General features: G+C 62.1%; 13 protein-coding genes. 3 read left to right on the top strand and 10 right to left on the bottom strand.

The features are described from left to right. Positions 1-347: 347 nt before the first annotated feature. On the bottom strand, positions 348-2,057 hold the full coding sequence (locus JG739_RS10940) for a DHA2 family efflux MFS transporter permease subunit (protein ID WP_202366479.1): 1,710 nt from the start codon (positions 2,055-2,057) through the stop codon (positions 348-350). Beyond that, entirely contained in the window at positions 2,054-3,082 is a 1,029-nt protein-coding gene (locus JG739_RS10945) for an HlyD family secretion protein (protein ID WP_202366480.1), read from the bottom strand. Before JG739_RS10945 ends, JG739_RS10940 begins: the two co-directional genes overlap by 4 nt. A gap of 81 nt (positions 3,083-3,163) precedes the next feature. Between JG739_RS10945 and JG739_RS10950 the strand changes: the two genes are divergently transcribed. Next, positions 3,164-3,787: a TetR/AcrR family transcriptional regulator gene (locus JG739_RS10950; RefSeq protein WP_202366481.1), complete on the top strand. Its 624-nt coding sequence runs from the start codon at positions 3,164-3,166 to the stop codon at positions 3,785-3,787. Positions 3,788-4,100: 313 nt separating this feature from the next. On the opposite strand, the gene JG739_RS10955 is transcribed toward JG739_RS10950, so the two are convergent. Further along, entirely contained in the window at positions 4,101-4,463 is a 363-nt protein-coding gene (locus tag JG739_RS10955) for an SPW repeat protein (protein WP_202366482.1), read from the bottom strand. 262 nt (positions 4,464-4,725) lie between these two features. Beyond that, positions 4,726-6,126 carry a patatin-like phospholipase family protein gene (locus JG739_RS10960; RefSeq protein ID WP_342216446.1) on the bottom strand — a complete coding sequence of 467 codons (1,401 nt, stop codon included), beginning with the start codon at positions 6,124-6,126 and terminating at the stop codon, positions 4,726-4,728. Positions 6,127-6,749: 623 nt separating this feature from the next. Here JG739_RS10960 and JG739_RS10965 point away from each other — a divergent pair. Together JG739_RS10965 and JG739_RS10970 are read left to right on the top strand one after the other, a co-directional pair. Further along, entirely contained in the window at positions 6,750-7,388 is a 639-nt protein-coding gene (locus tag JG739_RS10965) for a response regulator transcription factor (RefSeq protein WP_202367412.1), read from the top strand. A gap of 92 nt (positions 7,389-7,480) precedes the next feature. Continuing rightward, positions 7,481-9,322, top strand: coding sequence for a PAS domain-containing sensor histidine kinase (locus JG739_RS10970; protein WP_202366483.1), 1,842 nt, complete (start codon positions 7,481-7,483; stop codon positions 9,320-9,322). A gap of 9 nt (positions 9,323-9,331) precedes the next feature. Here the strand turns inward: JG739_RS10970 and JG739_RS10975 are convergent, their stop codons facing one another. The 6 genes from JG739_RS10975 to JG739_RS11000 form a co-directional block, all read right to left on the bottom strand. Then, positions 9,332-10,267, bottom strand: coding sequence for an ABC transporter permease (locus tag JG739_RS10975; RefSeq protein WP_244749938.1), 936 nt, complete (start codon positions 10,265-10,267; stop codon positions 9,332-9,334). Positions 10,268-10,320: 53 nt separating this feature from the next. Beyond that, positions 10,321-11,184 (bottom strand): ABC transporter permease, encoded by an 864-nt coding sequence (locus JG739_RS10980; protein WP_202366484.1) that lies wholly within the window; start codon positions 11,182-11,184, stop codon positions 10,321-10,323. Next, complete coding sequence (locus JG739_RS10985) at positions 11,181-12,962, bottom strand: oligopeptide/dipeptide ABC transporter ATP-binding protein (RefSeq protein ID WP_244749804.1); 1,782 nt, start codon at positions 12,960-12,962, stop codon at positions 11,181-11,183. The genes JG739_RS10980 and JG739_RS10985 overlap by 4 nt, the downstream gene beginning before the upstream one ends. A 47-nt stretch (positions 12,963-13,009) precedes the next feature. Continuing rightward, positions 13,010-14,566, bottom strand: coding sequence for an ABC transporter substrate-binding protein (locus JG739_RS10990; RefSeq protein WP_202366485.1), 1,557 nt, complete (start codon positions 14,564-14,566; stop codon positions 13,010-13,012). 400 nt (positions 14,567-14,966) lie between these two features. Then, entirely contained in the window at positions 14,967-18,143 is a 3,177-nt protein-coding gene (locus JG739_RS10995; protein ID WP_202366486.1) for an efflux RND transporter permease subunit, read from the bottom strand. Further along, positions 18,140-19,351: an efflux RND transporter periplasmic adaptor subunit gene (locus JG739_RS11000; protein WP_244749806.1), complete on the bottom strand. Its 1,212-nt coding sequence runs from the start codon at positions 19,349-19,351 to the stop codon at positions 18,140-18,142. The genes JG739_RS10995 and JG739_RS11000 overlap by 4 nt, the downstream gene beginning before the upstream one ends. Between the last annotated feature and the right edge of the window lie 577 nt (positions 19,352-19,928).

A 19,928-nucleotide genomic window follows, 5' to 3' on the forward strand; every position in this document is an offset into this window, starting at 1 on the left:
CCCTGGCGGTGCGCAATGACCGCCGGGGACGCGCTATCGAGAACCATGCGTATCGCCGAACCGCTGCGGCCGGGCTTCCGCCGCGTTTGGCGCCACTGGCGGCCAGTGCGGCTTTCCTACGCTCATTTCACGACAATCCGAGAACTCACCTGGACTTGTCCGGACACTCGCCCTGCGAGCTAGCTCGGCCGTCTCGCGTTTCATTCCATCACGCCGGCCAGATTTCGAATTCCAATGCCAACTCATCGGCCTCGGGCCCTTGCGCATGTCATGGCTGCCAATCGATCACACCGTACTGCGGGCATCCACGACATGGCTGGCTGGCGAGAATCTTTCCAGGGCGTTTGTCATGCTGGCAACTGTGCGTCTTCCATTTGCCTCGGACTCCCTTCGACAAGGGCGTTCGAGGCCAAAGGCGGCAAGCTCGGGATCATGTCGGGCGTCGGCGCGATCGGCATCGGAACCGCCCTCAGCGCCAGGGACGGGTTTCTCAAGTATCGGGCGAGGCCGAACTTGATCGTGACCAGCACGGGCGCGGCAACCACGAACAAAAGCGCGACGGCATTGAACGCGGTGTCGAAGGCGATCACTGTGGACTGACCGGCGACCGCTCTGCCCAGCAGGCTCGTCGCTGCCCGGCCAGCTGCCACGGGATCCATTCCTTTTGCCGCGAGCATGGCTGTCGTCGTTGCCAGACGCTCGCTGACCGCGGGAATGCCCGCGGTGACGTTGGCGCCGAGCACCGCGACATTGGCGGCGACGTTATTCTCGATCAATGTCTGCAGCCAGGCGACACCCATGAGGCCACCGAGCTGGCGACCCGTATTGAAGAGGCCTACGCCGGATGCGAGGTTTTGGTGGTTGAGCTTGCCGAAAGCGATGAGAGTGATCGACAGGAACAGGAAGCCGAGGCCGAGGCCACGCAACAGAATGGCTGGCATCATGTCGTCCGCGCCGCTTTCGATGGTCGAACCGGACAGCATCCACATCGCAACCATGATCATCAGGATTCCAAAGGGCACCGTGGCGATCGGAGGAATGCGGCGGACCTGCATGAGGAAAGCAGCGATGAGGAGCGCGCCGATGAAAAGTGCGCCGCTCGGCAACAGGAGCAGGCCGGCGTCGGTTGGTGTGAACGCAAGGACGGACACGGCGAACGACGGGATCAGGAACGCGCTCCCGAACAAGGCGGCGCCGGCGACGAAACTGACTATGAAGGCGAAGGAAAAATCGTCCGACCGGAACGGTGTGAAGTCCAGCAGGCCCTGACCTTTGGCGATCATTTGTTGGCCGAGAAATGCCAGCAGAGTGGCCGCGCCGACCATCGTTAGGCAGACGATGTGACGTTCTTCCAGCCAGTCCCATCGGCTGCCTTGGCCGAGCACGTATGTGAAGCAGAACAGTGCGGTCGAGAGGAGCGAGAAGCCAAGCCAGTCGAACGGGCGGGGTCCGGCTTTGACGGGCGCCGGGCAGTCCGCGAGCAGCAAGAATCCGGCGGCCGCCAGCGCCACCGGGACGACGCTAAAGAAGATCCACATCCACGACTGGCTGTCGAGCAACCAGCCCTCAAAGGCTGGGGCGATCGTCGCGGGGGCAACGACCGAACCGATTGCGAACAGGGCCTGAAGGATCGGCTGGTGGCGTCGCGGATAAGCGAGAAAAATGATCGTCTGCCCCGCGACGAGCAGGACGCCTCCGGAGAAGCCTTGCATTACGCGGAGCACAACCAGCAGATCCAATTGCGTTGTGATGGCGGCAAGGGCGCAGGCTGCGCCCATGGCTATGGTCGAGCCGACGATCAGACAGCGTGGACTGACGCGGTTCATCAGCCAGGCGGCGGCCATGAACCCGATCAGCTTCGGAGCGGTATATCCCACATCGAGCCAGGCGAACTCATCGGGAGTTGCATAGGTGTCGCCGATGATATCGCCACGCCCGAGCGCCAGGACTGTGCTGGCGATCGCCTCTGTCAGAGTGGCGAGTATTATGCCCGCGACGAGAAGGGCTCCTGTTGCTGGTCGGTTGCGGTCCGGGATGGCGATGACCACTGCGGTCATGAGTCTCTACCGCGATCAATCTCGACACGCGCGGACAGGCCGGGCACGAGGCGACCGGGCAGCGGATTGCCGATAAATCGGATCTTGACCGGAACGCGCTGAACGACGCGAACGAAGTTTCCTGTCGCATTGTCTGCGGGGAGCAAACTGAAGGCAGACCCACTGCCGGGCGCAAAGCTGTCCACCATCCCTTCAAACGTCTCGTTTGGGTAGCCATCGATGGTGACGCGGACGTGCTGACCGGGCTGGATATGTTTGATCTGGGTCTCCTTGAAGTTCGCCACCACCCACAGATCATTGACCGGTACAATATCGAGCAGAGAGGCACCCGGCGCCACAAGCCGGCCTATGCGAACCTGGCGGTTGCCGACGACGCCGTCTACCGGCGCGCGAACCACGGCGTTGTCGAGGTCGATTTGAGCGAGTTCCTCCGCGGCCCGGGCCTGCGCTACCGCGGCAACGGCGGCTTCGCGCTGGGCGTCGAGCACGGCGATGCGCTGCCGCTGTGCCTCCAGTGCTGCCGATGCCGCCGCCACGGCCGCCTCGGCCCTCGACCGCGCGGCATCGCTTTCGTCGACCTCGGCCTGGCTTACGGCGTGGGTACGAATAAGTTCGCGGCGGCGGCCTGACGCCTTGGTCGCGAGGTTCAGTTCGGCCTCGGCCGAACGCGTCTGGGCTTCGGCCTGCCTGATGAGGGCATGCTGAAGCTGAACTTCGGCGTCGACATTGCCAAGGCGCGCCTTAGCGGCTTCGACATTGGCCACAGCCTGCGCGAGCCGCGCGCGGTAGTCGCGGTCGTCGATGCGGAACAGGACGTCACCCGCCCGGACGACCTGGTTGTCCCGAACCTCTACTGTGGTGACGTAGCCCGCGATATTCGGCGCAAGCCCTGTCACATCCCCGCGGACGTACGCATTGTCGGTCGACGTGTCATCCGAACGGGCCCAAGCCCATCCTGCGCCAAGGGCGACCACGGCTGAGAGGCACAGCAGCAGGCCGATCGTCTTTTTCCTGCTATGCGGCATGAGGGCCTCCGGTAATAGGCGTTACCATTGACGTTTATGGTAATGGTTGTTACCAGTCAAGGGATGGACTGGAGTGGATGAATGGCTGCTGCAAGGACCACACGGCGCAACGGCCGCCGGGAGGCTCTTCTTCAAGCGGCTGCTGAGGTCTTTTTCGAACAAGGCTACGTCGCGACGAGCATCGACGCGATTATCGAACGTGCCGGCGGATCGAAACGCAACATTTACAATGAGTTCGGCAACAAGGAGGGCCTGTTCTCCGCTATCGTCAAGGAAAGCGCAGACAATCTGCTGTCGTCCTTGGTGATCGAGGAAATAGAAGGCCACGATCTGCGGGCGACACTGACGGCGTTCGGCCGGCATTCCATGGACGCCTACATGTCTCCCATTTTGATCGGAATCTACCGAATTGCCGTTACCGAGGCCAACCGCTTCCCGGATCTCGTGAAGTCGTTCTACGAACAGGGGCCAGGACGGACCGCGGTCCGGCTCGCCGAGGTCCTCGAAGCCGCCAGGGAACGGGGCGAAATCCAGGCGGACGATTGCTTGCGTCTGGCCGGGCACTTTGTAGGCATGACCCGCGACAACCTGCATCTGCAGGTCGTTCTCGGGCTCCGGCCCCCGCCGTCGGAAGAAGAAGCGCGGGAGGCGGTTGCTTCTGCTGTGGAAATCTTCCTGAACGGCGTTCGACGCAGCCGGAAGTAGAAGGGCAATCGTTGCCGTCAGCATCGGGCCGTTTGGCGAAAAGTCGAGCGGCGTGCCCCGTTCGAGCAGGCCTCGACGCCGATATGCCTCACGGGCCTCATGAACGATCCGCCTCACATCGTCGGCGCAGACGTTGTCGCGCCGCATTAGATGCTGGAGTGTTGGTTCGGAATTCGCGGGGTCCATGATCTGTTCTCTTGCCGGTTCGGGCTTGCGGCGCGGGTTTTGACGCGCAACTCGCCGAAACATCCCAGGGGACGGTCGCGGAAACAGTTCGGCGCCCCCGTCCCCTGGTGCCTGGGCTTCCATGAAATTATCTGACGTCGGACTTGGAAAGCATCTGCGCCTTGCGGCCGCTCGAAAGCTGGATGATGGCGATCGTCGCAACGCAAAGCCCAACCAAGACGTGCGTCCACATCGCTGCCTGCGCCGATCCGAAGCCGAGCAGGAACGGAGCGGCTACGCCCCAGCACCCCAAGCCGAGATTGGACCACTCCGTCCATGCTCCGTAGCGGTAGAGCGCCACGGCGGAGCAGCAGGCAATAAGCGCGCCGACGATCCCTGCGTTCCAAGCCGCCGCGGGCAGCTCGGTGAACGCGAAGGCAGCGCAGGCCAGACCTGCGCCCAGAACGAGGTTGGTCCACTCCAACCCCTTGCTCGGTACTTCATTTGTCATCTTCGTCTCCTTCTCCAGTCCGGCTCCGCACCACGCCATCGATGTCGGGGGCGGCCGATGCGATGAGAATGACGCAGTCCCGCGCAGTAACCTATTCTACGCAGGCATCTGTCGGGCGATGCTAAGGTCTAGTGCAGCTGAGCGCGGTGCTGGCGGAGCATATCGAAGCGCTTGGGGTCACAGCGTTACTGGGCGTAGGAAACCCGCCTTCTTACTGTCGGACATGCTCCTGCCGAGCAGAGCCTGACGTTGAGGATGCCGATCACAGGCGCCTGTCGGCGAATACAGGGCTGTCTTTCCAAAGGGTGCCAGCCGCCAACCTGGCGTATCCGAGGTCATAGACAGCTTGCATATAGCTGGCGTTGTAAGGATCGAGCATCGAATATCGGACTTGAGCGTCAATGGTCGCAAGGTGGAAACGTGCCCCGGTCAGTTTGGCATAATTGTAGAGGATAGCCAGTTCGCTCTGTGTCTGTGACTTGAGGAGGATGGAATACGCTCTTGCGATCACGGACAACGTTTGATTTCGCGTGGTGGCGAATTCCGGTATGAGCGCATTGTTTACGATCACATGAAAATCGACACTCTGGTGTTTCCCCGGCACGAGAGGGTTCGTGCTTGCCAGAATTGCCTGCGGAAGTATCAAGACTTGCGACGTCGACCCTCCATCGGAATGCATTTCCTGGAAGCGTCGCCCTCCTGACTCGGCTTCGATCATGACCGCCGGATAAACGCCCGGAATGCTCGCCGAAGCGATCATAACGTCCTGAAACAGCTTCAGCGCGTCCAATCGGCCGCTGTTGGCGATGGCGCCCATGTTCCACACGACGGCCCGCTGGGTGTCGAGATTCGTCGTGAGGATCAGGAGGCGGCGGCCTTTGCGATGCTCGGCTGCAACCTGCTGCAGGACCGCTTGTGTGATGAACTCCTCGACCATCCGCCTCATTGGCGTGGATTTAAGCAAGCTCGATCCGATCAAGCCCACGGGAAATTTGGTTGCGACAAGATCGTCGGCGACGCCGCTTGTAAAGAGATGCACCAGCGTGCCGTCATGAGCCGATCCGAGGAACGCGAATGGCGCGATCAGGGCGCCAGTGCTTACGCCGGTGACTACATCAAATTGCGGGCGGGTCCCGGTCTCGCTCCACGCCGAAAGCACGCCGACGCCAAAGGCGCCTCCCGCACCGCCGCCGGAGATCATGAGGACATCGAGGCCATCCGGCTCGGTTGCCGGCGTCCAGTCGCGCACATCTCCCGCAGCGATCTGAGCGTCGCGATATATCCTGATCTCGCCATAGCCGGCGATCGAAGCCTTCTCTGCTTCCGCCGCGTCAAGGGGTATGTCCGTGGCGGCGATCCGAGTGTCGCAACCCGGGAACCAAACGAATGTCGCGACCAGTGCTGCCAGCCCAACGAGCACCGATACTTTCAAAGGACGCAAACCGGATCTCCCGTGCTCGGCTTCGTGAAACGCGGAGTAGTTCGCATAACCGACAGCTGCGGGTCTCCGACGCTTCGGTCGAACGATTCGCTTCGGCAAAGAGCCTGATTTCCATCGGCCGTGCGCAACGCTGGCAGCACGATATTTGCCGTCAGCCTGACGCATCATGCGGGACAGCATGCTCTCATTTTTGCCCGACACGATGTCGGTGATGAACCACATCGAGAAGGCTATGTGAAAGGCACGGCTGTAGTCGATTGATCCAAGGGATGAGGGCGAGCAATACCACGGTAGAGATCGCCCCGCTGCGGTGACGTCGGCGGACCGCGGTTCTATCCGCTGTAATCGTGGCTCGGCGCGCGTTTCCAGAGGACGCGCCTGACGCCCGGTATCTACCAAAACTCCAGCGCACGGGACTGCACGACTAGGCAGGCGCCGAGTGCAAGGAATGGCGTGCCGATGCGGCTTTCATGGCTAGTCCCAGGATCGCGGGACCCCATTGAGGGCGCAGCAGGCAGCCGATCACCGCGACTGCGATGTCCTGCTCCGAAGGTTAATGACATAGGGCAAGAACCGACGGACCATGCACCTATACCGAGGTCTAGGTCAGCCATTCAAATCGTTAGGTCCGATCACCCTTTATAGTGTTGCGTTGCCCGCCGCGATACGGGTACGCAAGACCTGACGTAGAGACTACGAATTGGCGGGCATAGCTGGCGCAGAGCAAGCTTCGGCCGCCTCGCGTGAGGCGCAGGTCCTGATTGACGTGTGACAGAAGCGCCGTTGATACTGACTGCGTGAACGCGGTCAATTCGTGTTCAGCAGATCTCCCCGAGGCGAGAGTCATGGGCGTGGCAACTTCAGGAATCGCAGACAGTCCCATAACAATTTTGGTCGACGACGACGCAACGGTCCGCGACGCGTTGGAGGAGTTGCTGAATTCGGTCGGCATCGACACCATGTCGTTTTCTTCGGGCCAGGAACTACTGGACGCAAAACTGCCGGACCGCCCAGGCTGCCTCGTTCTCGATGTGCGAATGCCGGGCCTGAGCGGCCTCGATCTTCAGCATGTCCTGGCAACCAAAGGCATACTAACGCCGATCGTATTCTTGACCGGCCATGGCGACATCGCGATGGGCGTCCAGGCGATGAAGGCGGGGGCGGTGGATTTCCTGACCAAGCCGGTGCGCGACCAGACGTTCCTTGACGCAGTGTCCACCGCTATCGCCAACGACGTCGCGCGAAGAGCAGCATCGACTGTATCGCGAAAGAACGTGGCACTTTATGAGACCCTTACGCCCCGCGAGCGGGAAGTGCTGAGGCTAGTGGTCTCCGGTGCGATAAACAAGCAGATTGCATCGGATCTCGGCATCAGCGAGATCACCGTAAAGCTCCATCGGAGCAACATGATGAAGAAGATGAACGCAAGGTCCATCTCCCATCTCTTCAATGTGTGGCAGTCGCTTCCAGTCGACAGCCGCTGAGCGGCTTACAATCAGGCATTGGCGCTCCGTAACTGACTCGGACATCGACCGCGACAGGGAGTGGGACGCAGAGGCGGTCTCGAGAGGTCGAAATGGAGCTGACGTCAACGAAACAACGCCGCGCCGTCGCATTGGCCATTGGCGCTGCGAGCGTCTTTTTGGCATTATTCGTCAACGAGCCATACATTCTGCTGGTCGCCGTTGCAGTCATATGCATCTGCATCGGCTGGGAGGTCGGTTTGGCGGCCGTTGCCGCGGCCGGTCTGCTTTCATGCGTGATCCTGTTTTCGCTGGAATTGGGGGCCACAGGCGGCGCGGTCCGGTTGGCGGTATTTGTCGTCGCGGCGTTAGCCCTATGGTTCGTGATAAAGATCTTCAGGACCACGAGCTTCTATGACCGGGTCTACCATGATACCGGACCCGGCGTTGCCGATATTCCGGGCCTCGGATGGTCGGCCTCTGCGGATGGCCGCCTTCGCTTGGTCAGTCCCGCGGCGCTCGAGTATGTAGGTGTGACAGCCGATGAGATGCGCCGGATCATGGATGGCGATGATTATCATTGGACACAGTTTGTCCATTCGGACGATGTCGAGGCGAGCATGGCGCGATGGCGTCACAGCTTGCAGACGGGCGAGCCTGTGATCGACGAGCACCGTATGCGTCGGTTCGACGGAACGTATCGATGGTTTCGCGACACCGGCATTGCTTCCCGCAATGAGTACGGGAGGATAACCGGCTGGTACGGCCACACGGCGGATATCGACGATCAGAAGAAGGCCGAATCTGCGTTGCGCGAGCGTGAGCGTGAGTTGCGCCTGCTGGTCGATACAGTTCCCACCATGATCTGGCTAATGACGCCGGCGGGATTGCCGTACTATTTCAACAAGCGCTTCGTCGACTGGGCAGGCATCGACTCGACCAAGGAGCAACCGCGAGGCACGCGGCAATTCGCCTCTCATGTGGAGTTGTTCCATCCCGAGGATCGGGCAACCGTGAAGGCTGTGTTCGAGAAGTCCTTTGCCCGTGGAGAGCCGCTCCAGCACAAAGGTCGCTTGCGCCGGAAGGACGGCAAATATCGCTGGATTGATTCGCGCTTCGAACCGCTACGCGACGAAGACGGCACTATCCTTCGCTGGTACGGCGTCAATTTCGATATCGACGACGAGGTCCGCGCACAAGACTCCCTGCGTCTTGCCGACGAGCGGCTCGCGCGCGCATTGCGCGCCGCCAGCCTATCCGAACTGTCGGTGTCCATCGCGCACGAGCTCAACCAGCCGCTCCAGGCGGTCGTGGCCAACGCCGGCGCGTTCCAGAGATGGCTGAACGCCGATCCGCCAAACTTCAATCACGCCAGCCGGGTCGCCCAAAAAATCATCAGAAACGCCGACGCGGCGGCACAGGTGATCACCCGCATCCGTGCGCTGTTCAGCAAGACCGAAGGCGAACCGCACGCGATAGATCTCAACGCGGTGATCCGCGAAGTTTGTGATCTCCTGGGTGACCGGCTCGCATCGAGCGGCGTCAAGCTGGCCCTTCACCTCGACCTCCGCCTTCCCGCGACGGTTGCCGATCACGTTCAGATGGAGCAAGTCGTCCTCAACATCGTCCGCAACGGCATCGAAGCGATGGAGGACGTCGAAATCAACGTGCGAAGCCTGCGGATCGTGTCGCGGCGTCAGGATGACGGAACAGTCGAGGTCGAAGTGCGAGACAGCGGCCGTGGGCTTAGCGATCCGGAACGGATTTTTGAGGCGTTCTACACAACCAAGCCGGATGGGATGGGAATGGGCCTGGCGATCTGCCATTCGATCGTCGAGGCGCACCGCGGACGGATTTGGGCGGAAAATGCCGAGACCGGTGGAGCATCCATAACCTTCAGCCTCCCCATTGCCGACTCGGCCCGGACGCCCACAAGCGCGACAGTAAGCGCCTGAGTGGCCGCTTCAGAGATTGATCCGGGAGTCGGCCATCGACTGTCCGATCTCGATGAGCGTGCTGATTAGAATGTACAAAATTCCAAAGACGATTGCGACGCCCAGCACTGCCGGAAGATCAGCGCTGGCAAAAGCCTGGACCGTGTAAAGACCCAGACCAGGCCACCCGAAAACGCGCTCGACGACAAGCAAATTGCCGAAGAGAATGGGAACCTGCAATCTGAGCATGGATAGTGGGGCCGTGGCCGCATTGCGCAAACCGTGGCGCAACAGCACCTTTGTCTCGCTGAGACCCTTGCTACGCGCGGTCCGGATGTATGTCTGCCTCATCACCTCGTGAAGCGCACCGTTCAGGCTTCGCCCAACTGCGACGCCGATTGGCAAGGCCAGCGCAAGCGCCGGCAAGATCGTGTGCAGCAGCGCGTCGATGCTGACTTCGGGCCGGCCGACCAGTAGTCCGTCGATGACGTAAAGTCCCGTTGGGCCTGCGAAGTCGCGGTAGGCAAGCCGACCCGCTCCGGGAAGCCAATCGAGACGGAACCAGAAAAAGTAAGCGAGAAGCAAGGCCGACAGAAAGATCGGCGTTGAGCCTATCCCCACTATTGCGAACCTTATTCCGCCCGATCCCGGAATCAGGAACTGAAGCGCCGCCATGACGCCGGCGAGCGCCACCCCCAAAGCGATCGACGCCAGTCCAAGTTCAAGCGTAGCGGGCAGATATTCCCGTATGTCGTCAAACACCGGCTGTCGCGTCCTTACCGACGTCCCCAGATCCGCACGCGAGAGGCGCAATAGAAAGCGCCCGTACTGAACAAGGACCGGGTCTTCCAATCCGAGGTGCTCACGCATCGCTTCGACCGTTTGCGGCGGAGCGCTGGGCCCGGCAATGGCCCGCGCCGGATCGGCGGGGATGATACTTTGGAGACCGAAAACAATGAAGCTCATCACCAGGAGAACAACGACGGCGCCGACGATACTTTTGGTGAGATATGCCAGCACTACGCCCCCCTCAGCGCGGCACGAATGCCGTCGCCCGCAAGGTTGGCGAGGAGACAGAGGAGAAAGATGATCGCGGCCGGCAGGATCGGCAGCCACCAATGGATCGTGAGACTGTCGAGGGTGCGCGACGTCATCGCTCCGAGCTCAGGCGTCGGTGCGGGCAGTCCAAGGCCAAGGAACGACATCAGCGACAAAGTCATGACGATGTTGGCGACATCCAGCGATGCCCCGATGAGCAAGGCCGGGACGACTCCCGGCAACAAGTAACGCAACAGCAGGCGTGGACCGCGGACCCCGGCGATACGCGCCGCCTCGACATGTGGACGGGCCTTCAGGCGACGAATTTCATCACGGGATATGCGCGCATACCAGGGCCACCAGACAATGGCGATGGCGATCATCGTGTTGCCGAGCCCGGGGCCAAGGGAAGCCACGACAGCGAGCGCGATGAGCGTTGCCGGAAGGACCAGGAACAGGTCGACGATCCGCTGGATCACCAGATCGACCTTGTCGCCCACCAGGCCTGAAATCAGTCCGACCAGGGTGCCCACAGTGAGACTGAAGCCTATAACGGCAAGCGCTGGCAGCCACGTATATTGAGCGCCGAGGATGACGCGCGAGAACAGGTCGCGGCCGATCTCGTCGGTGCCGAACCAATGTCCGGCTGAAGGCGGCAGGTAGGCTCCGGCGACGCGCAGCTGCGGGTCGAACGGCGTAATCCAGGGCGCCAGCACGGCCACAACGGTGACGACAGGCACGCCGATGATACCGACGCTTTCAAGCCAACCGGCGCGCCGGAAGAAATCGCGCCAGTTGAATAGAGGCCGCGCAGGCAGCGTGTCAGGGCTTGGCCCTCCGGTCATCGTCCGCCTCCCGGCTGAAGGGACGGCATCGCCGCGACGAGAGATCGCGTGTAGGAGGACTGCGGTGCGGCAATGATGGCGTCTGGATCGGCAATCTCGACCAAAACGCCGTCCTTCAGCACCGCGACACGGTCGGCGATGATCCTGGCGGCCGCCAGATCGTGGGTGACAAACAGCATGGCCATGTCGAGTCGCCGCCGAAGGTCGCTAAGAAGGTTCAAGGTAGTGGCCGCCAGCGACACGTCCATGGCGCTGATTGGCTCATCGCACAGCAGAAGCCTTGGCGGGACGATCACCGCGCGAGCCAAAACCGCGCGCTGGCATTGCCCGACCGATATCTCGGCCGGCAGCGCGTCCATCAGGACCGGATCGAGGCCGACAAGCTTCATGGCCTCCCCGACGCGACGGCGGACGTAGTCGCTGTCCGGCGAAACGGCCCGCAGGCGCTCGCCGATCTGCTCGCCGATCGTGAGCCACGGCGTCAGCGCCGCCACGGGGTCTTGAAACACGACTTGCGGAGGAAGCTTGTCGAAGCGTGTGACGGTGCCGCTCTCGGGGACCGCAAGCCCGGCAGCGATCCTTAGTAGGGTAGATTTGCCGGCGCCGCTCTCGCCCACCAGGGCCACGCACTCGCCAAGCTTGATCGAGAGGTTGACCGACCTGAGAACGGGCTGCGGTTGACGCCGTCCCCAAACCGATCGGGCGCCTGTCGGGAATGTTTTTCCGACTTTGGACAGCCTCAAGGCGGCGGTTTCCTGGATTGCCTGGGCCGGCCATGGTTTCGCACCAGCGCGCTGCATTGCGAGAAATGCGGTTTGCTCGGGATGAAGGCAGGCGACTGCGCCACCATGGACAGAAGCAGATTCCAGTGGTGGACGGATCGCCGTGCAATCTGGCTGGGCGATCGGGCAGCGTGTCGCGTAGGCGCAGGCGTTTTCAACATTTATGGAGGGCCTGTGCTCGGACGGGAGCGTGGGAAGCGGGCGCAGTCGATCGGAGTCCAGATCGAAGCGAGCGGCGAGCAGGCCGGCGGAATAGGGATGCGCGGCATTGCGGGCCACGTCCTGCATGCGGCCCATTTCAACGATGCGCCCGGCGTAGAGAACCAGAACGCGATCGGCCAATGAGGCCGCCACAGTCAGATCGTGGGTGACGAACAGAATTGCCGTCTGATGCTCGCGAGCGAGATCGCGCAGCAGGCATAGGATCTGCGCCTGCATGATGACGTCGAGCGCGGTGGTCGGTTCATCGGCGATGAGAAGCTTCGGTCTTGCCATCATCGCCATGGCAATAAGCACTCGCTGACGCTGCCCCCCCGACAGGCGATGCGGAAGCGCATCGGCGATGCGTTCCGGATCAGGCAAGCCGGTTCGGCTGAGCCAGTCTTCGATCGATCTCTCGGCCCTCCCATTGGATTCTCGCATCTGGCGGCGGATCGTCATGGTGGGATTGAGCGCGCCCATCGGATCTTGCGATATAACGCGGACGAGGTGGCGGCGGGCCGACTGCCGGGTGCGCCTTCCAGCACCGACAAGCTCGATCCCCGCAAGCCGGATCGAGCCTGCAACCTGCGGCAGGTATTCGCGTGGCAGGAGCCCCTGAAGCGTCAGCCCGATGCTTGTCTTGCCGGAGCCGCTCTCCCCGACCAGCGCGATGATCTCGCCCGGAAACATGTCGAAACTGATGCCGTCGAGCACGCGGGAGGGCCGGCCTTCTCGGCTGAGAATGACGGAGAGGTCTTTAACGGCGAGGACTGGTTCGGTCACGGGTTCCGACATTCGGTGCGAAAGCTCATCTATGGACGAGCCTGCCCTGGTTCTGGAATTCAGGGTCCCCAGCGAACGGTGGCGAAGTCGATGTTGCCGGGTGGGTTCACGGGACGGAGTCCAAGGTCCTTCAGGCCCCTGGCGTGGACAACCACATCGTTGACGTCGACAAGCGGGATGACGATGCCGGCGTCGAAATACATCTGCCCCGCTCTCTCGTAGAGAGCGTCGCGTTTCTTGACGTCGGTCATTTGTCCGGCCTGGTCGACAATGGCGTCGGCTTCCGGCATCACCCGCCCAAAAAAGTTGAGGGAACCGTTCTTCGAAAAAAAAGTCTTGGCCTGGTTCTCCGGATGAGCGGCGTCCGGTCCCGCGATCGTGAGGAGCAAATCGGGAGGGTTTGGGTCGCCTTTCAAGGCGTAAGCAGCGCCGGCGGGCAGCACGTAAGCCGTCGCCTTTACGCCGATCAACGCCAGTTGCGCTATCATCAGGTCAGCGATGCGGCCATAGCTCGGGGCCGCGCTATAGAGGCCAATGGTCAAGTTGACCGCGCCATGTCTGGCGATCGCGCCCGTCGCTGCCTCGAAGTCGGTCGGGAACCGGATCGGATTCACCGGGTCGAGCATCACGTTCGGATAAACCGACCTCGACAGGCTTGCGAACTCTCCAAAGGCGTCCTTGACCCACAGCGCTGGGTTGATCGCTATCAAAACCGCCTTGCGGACCTCCGCGTCCTCGAGCTGCGAGTTCGGCTTAACGAAGAGATAATACGGTATCATGCTCGGGGCGGCGGTGATCTCCAGACCCCGGGGCAGGCTGGTGAGTTGCGCGAACGGATAATCGATCGGCACGGCGTCGATCGCACCGGCCTGCAATTGAAGTATCTGCTGGCTGATATCGGGCACGACCGAAATCTGGATCTGCCGGAAGAACGGTTTGTTGCCCCAGTAGTCGTCGTTGCGCTCGAGCACATAGCGCTGACCGCGTTTGAACTCAGCCAGTTTGAATGGACCCGTTCCGATCGCATGCTCATTGAGCCAAGTCGTCGCGAAATCGCCATTCTCATGCTCAGCAAGCGCTTGCGGGCTAATGATCTTCGGTCCCCAGGGACTCGCGAGGGCGTCGAGGAACGAAGGCTGAGGATGGGTCAGCGTGAGCACGACTGTCGAATCGTCGGGCGCCCTCATGTCCTTCACGTTGGCCAGGAAATAGCTCAGGATCAGTCCACGATCGCGGCGGCGCTCGAACGACTTTATGACCGCCGCCGCATTGAATGGCATGCCGTCGTGAAACTTCACTCCCTCGGCCAGTTGGAAGGTGTAGGTCAACCCGTCGTCGGAAACCTCCCAGTTCCTGGCGAGCAAGCCGACAATCCTGGTTGAACCCGGTTCGTATTCGACAAGCCCTTCATAGACATTGTTGATTGCGCTGACTCCTCCGACCTCGAACCCGTTGTCCGGATCGAAAGTGCCGATATCGGCCACGTAGGGTATGCGCAGCACCTCTTGCGCATAAACCGGCGCGATCCAGACCAGCAGACCGAGAACGAGTCCCAGCATTTGCAGCCCGAAGCTGTGCTTGTAGAATCGCTCGGCCCGGTACGCGTAAATCTGCATCAAGGATTCCCGTTGGCCTGGTACTTCACTAGGGACTGCGGGAAGGCCACCCGCAGTCAATTCTTGGCCAACGAGGCATTCCACACTCTTGTCCAACGCACTGTCCCACCGATGCCATCAAGGTCTTCTTGCGGCGCTTGGCATCGACGCGGACACCCGGACATTTTCGCCACGCTACCTCAGCCCGCTGATCGCGGTCTATGAGCATCAAGCAGAGGTCACCCTATCCTCAGGGTATAGATCGTGCCGCCGCCGGACAGGTATGTGGACGCTTGCAGACGCGGCGCGCCGAAACATCTCGATCCGCTTGAGGGATGGATCGCCGATCCATCCCTCCGCGAGATCCAGGAACCCGCCGGTCCGGCTTCAGCCTGAACCCGGCGCCTCATCGACCCGGCGTCTACTCGGCTGCGCCGCTCTCGGAAGCCAGGCCGGCTTCAGGCCGCCTGCGCCGGAATGTCCTGCGCAGAGCAACGTAGAAGACCGGCGTCAGGAAGAGGCCGAACACCGTCACGCCCAGCATGCCGGAGAACACGGCCGTGCCGAGCGATTGGCGCATTTCCGCGCCAGGCCCGCTGGCGATCACCAGCGGCACCACGCCCAGGATGAAGGCGAATGCCGTCATCAGGATCGGCCGCAGCCGCAGCCGGCAGGCCTCGACAGCCGCCTCGACGGCGTCAAGGCCGCGCTCCTCACCTTGGCGCGCGAACTCGACGATCAGGATCGCGTTCTTCGCCGCCAGGCCGATGAGCACGATCAGCCCGATCTGCACGAGGATGTTGTTGTCGAGACCGCGGAAGGCGACGCCCAAGAGGGCGGCCAGCACGCTGAGCGGGACGATAAGCACGATGGCGAAGGGGGTAATCCAGCTTTCATATAGCGCGGCGAGCGCCAGAAAGACGAACAGAACCGACAGGCCGAAGATGAAGACCGCCGTGTTGCCGGTCTGCCGCTCCTGGAAGGCGAGTTCAGTCCATTCGAAGGAAGTGCCCTGCGGCAGCGATTCGGCTGCGATCCCCTCCATCAGGTCGAGCGCCGTGCCTGTGGCGACACCCGGCGCTGCATTGCCCTGAAGCGGCACGGAGACGTACATGTTGTAGCGCTGCACGAGCGAGGGACCGGTGACGTCGCGGATCTCGATCAGTGTGCCGAGCGGCACCAGGTCGCCGGCCGCCGAGCGCACCTTCAGCTTCAATATGTCGTCGCGATCGATGCGGAAAGCCTGGTCGGCTTGCGCCCGCACCTGGTAGACGCGACCGAAGGCATTGAAATCGTTGACATAGGCGGTGCCCAGATTGATCGACAGCGTCTCGAAGATGTTGGGGATCGGCACGTTCAGCATGCGCGCCTTGTCGCGGTCGATCGCCAGGAAGAATTGCGGGCTGGAGGCCGAGAAGGTGGTGAAGACGCCCATCAACCCGGGCGTCTGGTTGGCCTTGCCGGCGATTTCGTTGGCCAGCGCCAGAATCGGCCGCATGTCGGCGCTGTTGCGCTCCTGGAGCATCATCTTGAAGCCGCCGGAGTTGCCGATGCCCCGCACCGGCGGCGGCGGCAGCGCGATGATGAAGGCCTCCTGGATGCTTTGCAGGCTGCCAAACAGCGTGCCGATGATCTTGTCGGAAGTATCGCCGCTCTCGAGCCGTTCCTCGAAGCTCTTGAATGGCGCGAAGATCACGCCGGAATTGCTGGCGTTGGTGAATGTCGCGCCGTTGAATCCTGCGAAGGCGACGGCGTTGGCGACACCCGGCGTCTTGCGGATGATATCCGACGCCTTCTGGATGACTGCGTCCGTTCGGGCGAGCGAAGAGCCCTCCGGCAATTGCACGACGACGATCGCATAACCCTGGTCCATGTTCGGGATGAAGCCGCGCGGCACCGTCTGCAGCATGTGATAGGTCGCGTAGAGCAGGCCTGCGAAGACGAGCAGCATGGCGGCAAGCGCCAGAGTCGTGCCGACCAGCCTGTGCACCAGCCACGCATAGCCGTGCGCCATCCTGTCGAACCCGTTGTTGAACCCGTTCGCCAGAGCGCGACCGAACCTTGCCAGGAAGAAGTTCGAATGTTCTTCGCTGTGCGGCTTGAAAAGCACGCCAGCGAGAGCCGGCGAAAGCGTCAGCGAGTTGAATGCGGAGATCGCGGTGGAGACCGCGATGGTGATGGCGAACTGCAGGTAGAACTGGCCGGAAATCCCGGGAATGAAAGCCGCCGGAACGAAGACGGAGATCAGCACCAGCGAGATCGCGAGGACCGCGTTTCCCACTTCATCCATGGTCTTGTGCGCAGCGGCGCGCGGAGCGAGTCCCAGCCGGATGTTCCGCTCGATATTTTCCACAACCACGATGGCGTCGTCGACAACGATGCCGACCGCCAGCACCAGCCCGAACAGAGTGAGCATGTTGAGCGAGAAGCCGAAGGCGAGCAGCACGGCGAGCGTGCCGATCAGCGAGACCGGTATCGCAACGATCGGCACGACCGCAATGCGCCATGACTGCAGGAACACGACGATGACAATCACCACCAGCAGAATCGCCTCGGCGATGGTGACATAGACCTCGTTGATCGATTCGGCGATGAACTCGGTGGGATTGTAGATGATCTCGTAGGCCAGCCCTTCCGGGAAATCCTGCGAAAGCTCCGCGATGGTCTTCTGGATTTCTTCCGCCGAGGCCAAGGCATTGGTGCCCGGCCGCTGGAAGATGCCGAGCGCCACCGCCGCCTTGTTGTTGAGATAGGAATTGGTGACGTAGTCCCTGGCGCCGAGCTCTATGCGCGCCACGTCCTGCAGGGAGATCAAGCGGCCGTCCTCGGTCGACTTGACTATGACATAGCGGAAGTCGCGCGCGTCTTCGAAGCGTCCTTGCGTGGTGACCGTATACTGGAAGGCCGAGCCATCGCCAACCGGCGGTGCGCCGATCGAGCCGCCCGACACCTGGACGTTCTGGTCGCGCAGCGCCTGGACTACGTCGCCTGCGGTCATGCCGTAGGCGGACAGTTTTTCCGGGTCGAGCCAGACGCGCAGCGAATATTCGCGCTCGCCGAAGATCTGCACGTCGCCTACGCCGTCCAGTCTCAGCAGGACGTCGCGCACGCGCGAACGCGCATAATTCGAGACGTAGAGCTGATCATATGTGTCGTCGGGCGACAGCATATGGATGACCATCATCAGGTCGGGCGAACTTTTCGCCGTGGTGATGCCGAGCCGGCGCACCTCTTCCGGCAGGCGCGCTTCGGCGATCGAGACGCGGTTCTGGACCAGCACCTGCGCCGCGTCGAGATCGGTGCCGGGGCGGAAGGTGATGGTGAGCGACATCGAGCCTTCGCCGGAGGAATAGGACGACATGTAGAGCATGTGCTCGACGCCGTTGATTTCCTGTTCGATCGGCGTCGCCACGGTCGCGGCGACCGTCTCGGCGTCGGCGCCCGGATAGGAGGCGCGCACCACGATGGTCGGAGGCGCGATTTCGGGATATTGCGCGACCGGAAGCTGCGTATAGGCGATGCCGCCGACGAGCACGAGCACGATCGACAGCACCGCCGCGAAGATCGGGCGGTTGACGAAGAAATGAGCGAAGTTCATTGCGTCTGCCCTTCGGCTTCAACCTTGGGCGGCAATTTGGTCATCTCGGACTTGACGGTGACGCCCGGCCGCACTCGCACCAGCCCGTTGACTACCACGGTTTCTTCGCCGGTGAGGCCCTCGCGGATAACGCGATAGCCGTCGATGCGCGGGCCGGTGCGGACCGGCTTGGCCGAGATCAGGCCTGCCTCATCGACAACGAAGACGATGCGGCGGTTCTGGTCGGCGCCGATCGCCTCGTCAGGCAGAAGCACGCCCGGATGCGGCAGCGAGCCGGGCACGTTGATGCGGCCGAACATGCCCGGCTGCAGCACGCCGTCCTTGTTGTCGAAGCGCGCCCTGGCCCGCATCGTGCCGGTAGCTTCGTCCAGACGGTTCTCGGCGAAGTCGAGCTTGCCCTTGAACGTCGCTGCATCACGATCGGCGACACGGACGCCAACATCGACGCCGCCGGCGCCCTCCTGCATGACGCCGCCGCGCTCGCGGGCGTCGCGCGCATAAGCGAAGTAGGTCCGCTCATCGATGTCGAAATAGAAGTTGATCGGGTCGATCGAGACGATGGTGGTCAGCACGGTCTGGTCGGCCTGCACCAGATTGCCCGGCGAGATGAGCCGGCGGTCGACCCGGCCGGAAAACGGCGCCTTGATCTCGGTGAATTCGAGATCGAGACTTGCGTTTTCAAGTGCCGCCTCCGCGCCGTCCAGTTGCGCTTGGGCGGCGAGATATTCGCGGCGGCGGTCGTCCAGCGTCGAAACCGGTATGTTGCCTTCGCGCGACAGGGTCTCGGCGCGCTCGAACTGCATCTTGCTGAATTCGACCAGGGTTTTGGCCGAGTCGACCTGCGCCTGCGCCTGGTTCAGCGCCGCCTTGAACGGCCGCTGGTCGATGGTGAACAGGAGGTCGCCCTGCTTGACCAGCGTACCGTCCTGGAAATGGACCTGGTCGAGATAGCCGCCGACGCGGGAGCGCAGCGAAACCTGGTCGACGGCTTCGAAACGGCCGACGAATTCATCGTCCTCGACGATATCGCGCACCACCGGCTTGGCTACCGTGACGACGGGCGCGGGAGGCGCTTCCTGCGCCTGTGCGGCCGGGGCCGCGAGCAAGCCGATGGCCGCGAAGGCCGCGGCGGCGAGCCATTTTGCAGGGACGTTTCTGCTGGAGGGGGCGGCCAGAGAAACGTGGCGGAGGCGTGCAGTGTGAACCATGGTTACCCCTCGTAATCGGCCCTTCATGCGAAGTCCGTAACATCTAGGCAGCGGGTGTGCCGCACAAATCAATCTTTTTGAACTGACCACCACAACCGACAGCTTGCTATTGAACAAACATCATCAACCTTGACAAGGAAGCGGCCAACCGGGGAGCGCGAACGCACATCTCGCGTTTATCCGCTGCGTAGGCATAGCCATGCGCTCGAGCTAAAGCGGATCTGACAAGCCATTGCGCATCCCGACGTGCGGCGGTTCTGTCGGGAGGAACAGGGCCGCTCTCGCATAGAGGTCCGACCTGCTTCTCATTCTGCGATTATAGGCGGCGATATAGGCTTCGATGAAATCGGCAGATTGGACATTTTCTACACTCAGAAAACGACTGGGACGTGACAACCGCACGTCCGCTCGTCAAGCCGCAGGCCAACACACCTTCGTCATCCCAGGGCGGAGCAGGAGCGAAGCGACGTCGCGGAGACCCTGGGATGCATGCCGTTACATCAGAGCGTCACGACGGTGCAGAACCTTTGATGGCGGAGCGAGGCGCCCCCCTCTGTCCTGCCGGACATCTCCCCCA

It is taken from the genome of Mesorhizobium sp. L-2-11 (assembly GCF_016756595.1).
Taxonomy (GTDB): domain Bacteria; phylum Pseudomonadota; class Alphaproteobacteria; order Rhizobiales; family Rhizobiaceae; genus Mesorhizobium.

What these genes read in the sequence shown, in the direction of transcription:
- JG739_RS10940 (WP_202366479.1), bottom strand. Translation starts at nt 2,057, where the DNA reads ATGACCGCAGTGGTCATCGCCATCCCGGACCGCAACCGACCAGCAACA.
- JG739_RS10945 (WP_202366480.1), bottom strand. Translation starts at nt 3,082, where the DNA reads ATGCCGCATAGCAGGAAAAAGACGATCGGCCTGCTGCTGTGCCTCTCA.
- JG739_RS10950 (WP_202366481.1), top strand. Translation starts at nt 3,164, where the DNA reads ATGGCTGCTGCAAGGACCACACGGCGCAACGGCCGCCGGGAGGCTCTT.
- JG739_RS10955 (WP_202366482.1), bottom strand. Translation starts at nt 4,463, where the DNA reads ATGACAAATGAAGTACCGAGCAAGGGGTTGGAGTGGACCAACCTCGTT.
- JG739_RS10960 (WP_342216446.1), bottom strand. Translation starts at nt 6,126, where the DNA reads ATGTGGTTCATCACCGACATCGTGTCGGGCAAAAATGAGAGCATGCTG.
- JG739_RS10965 (WP_202367412.1), top strand. Translation starts at nt 6,750, where the DNA reads ATGGGCGTGGCAACTTCAGGAATCGCAGACAGTCCCATAACAATTTTG.
- JG739_RS10970 (WP_202366483.1), top strand. Translation starts at nt 7,481, where the DNA reads ATGGAGCTGACGTCAACGAAACAACGCCGCGCCGTCGCATTGGCCATT.
- JG739_RS10975 (WP_244749938.1), bottom strand. Translation starts at nt 10,267, where the DNA reads ATGAGCTTCATTGTTTTCGGTCTCCAAAGTATCATCCCCGCCGATCCG.
- JG739_RS10980 (WP_202366484.1), bottom strand. Translation starts at nt 11,184, where the DNA reads ATGACCGGAGGGCCAAGCCCTGACACGCTGCCTGCGCGGCCTCTATTC.
- JG739_RS10985 (WP_244749804.1), bottom strand. Translation starts at nt 12,962, where the DNA reads ATGTCGGAACCCGTGACCGAACCAGTCCTCGCCGTTAAAGACCTCTCC.
- JG739_RS10990 (WP_202366485.1), bottom strand. Translation starts at nt 14,566, where the DNA reads ATGCAGATTTACGCGTACCGGGCCGAGCGATTCTACAAGCACAGCTTC.
- JG739_RS10995 (WP_202366486.1), bottom strand. Translation starts at nt 18,143, where the DNA reads ATGAACTTCGCTCATTTCTTCGTCAACCGCCCGATCTTCGCGGCGGTG.
- JG739_RS11000 (WP_244749806.1), bottom strand. Translation starts at nt 19,351, where the DNA reads ATGGTTCACACTGCACGCCTCCGCCACGTTTCTCTGGCCGCCCCCTCC.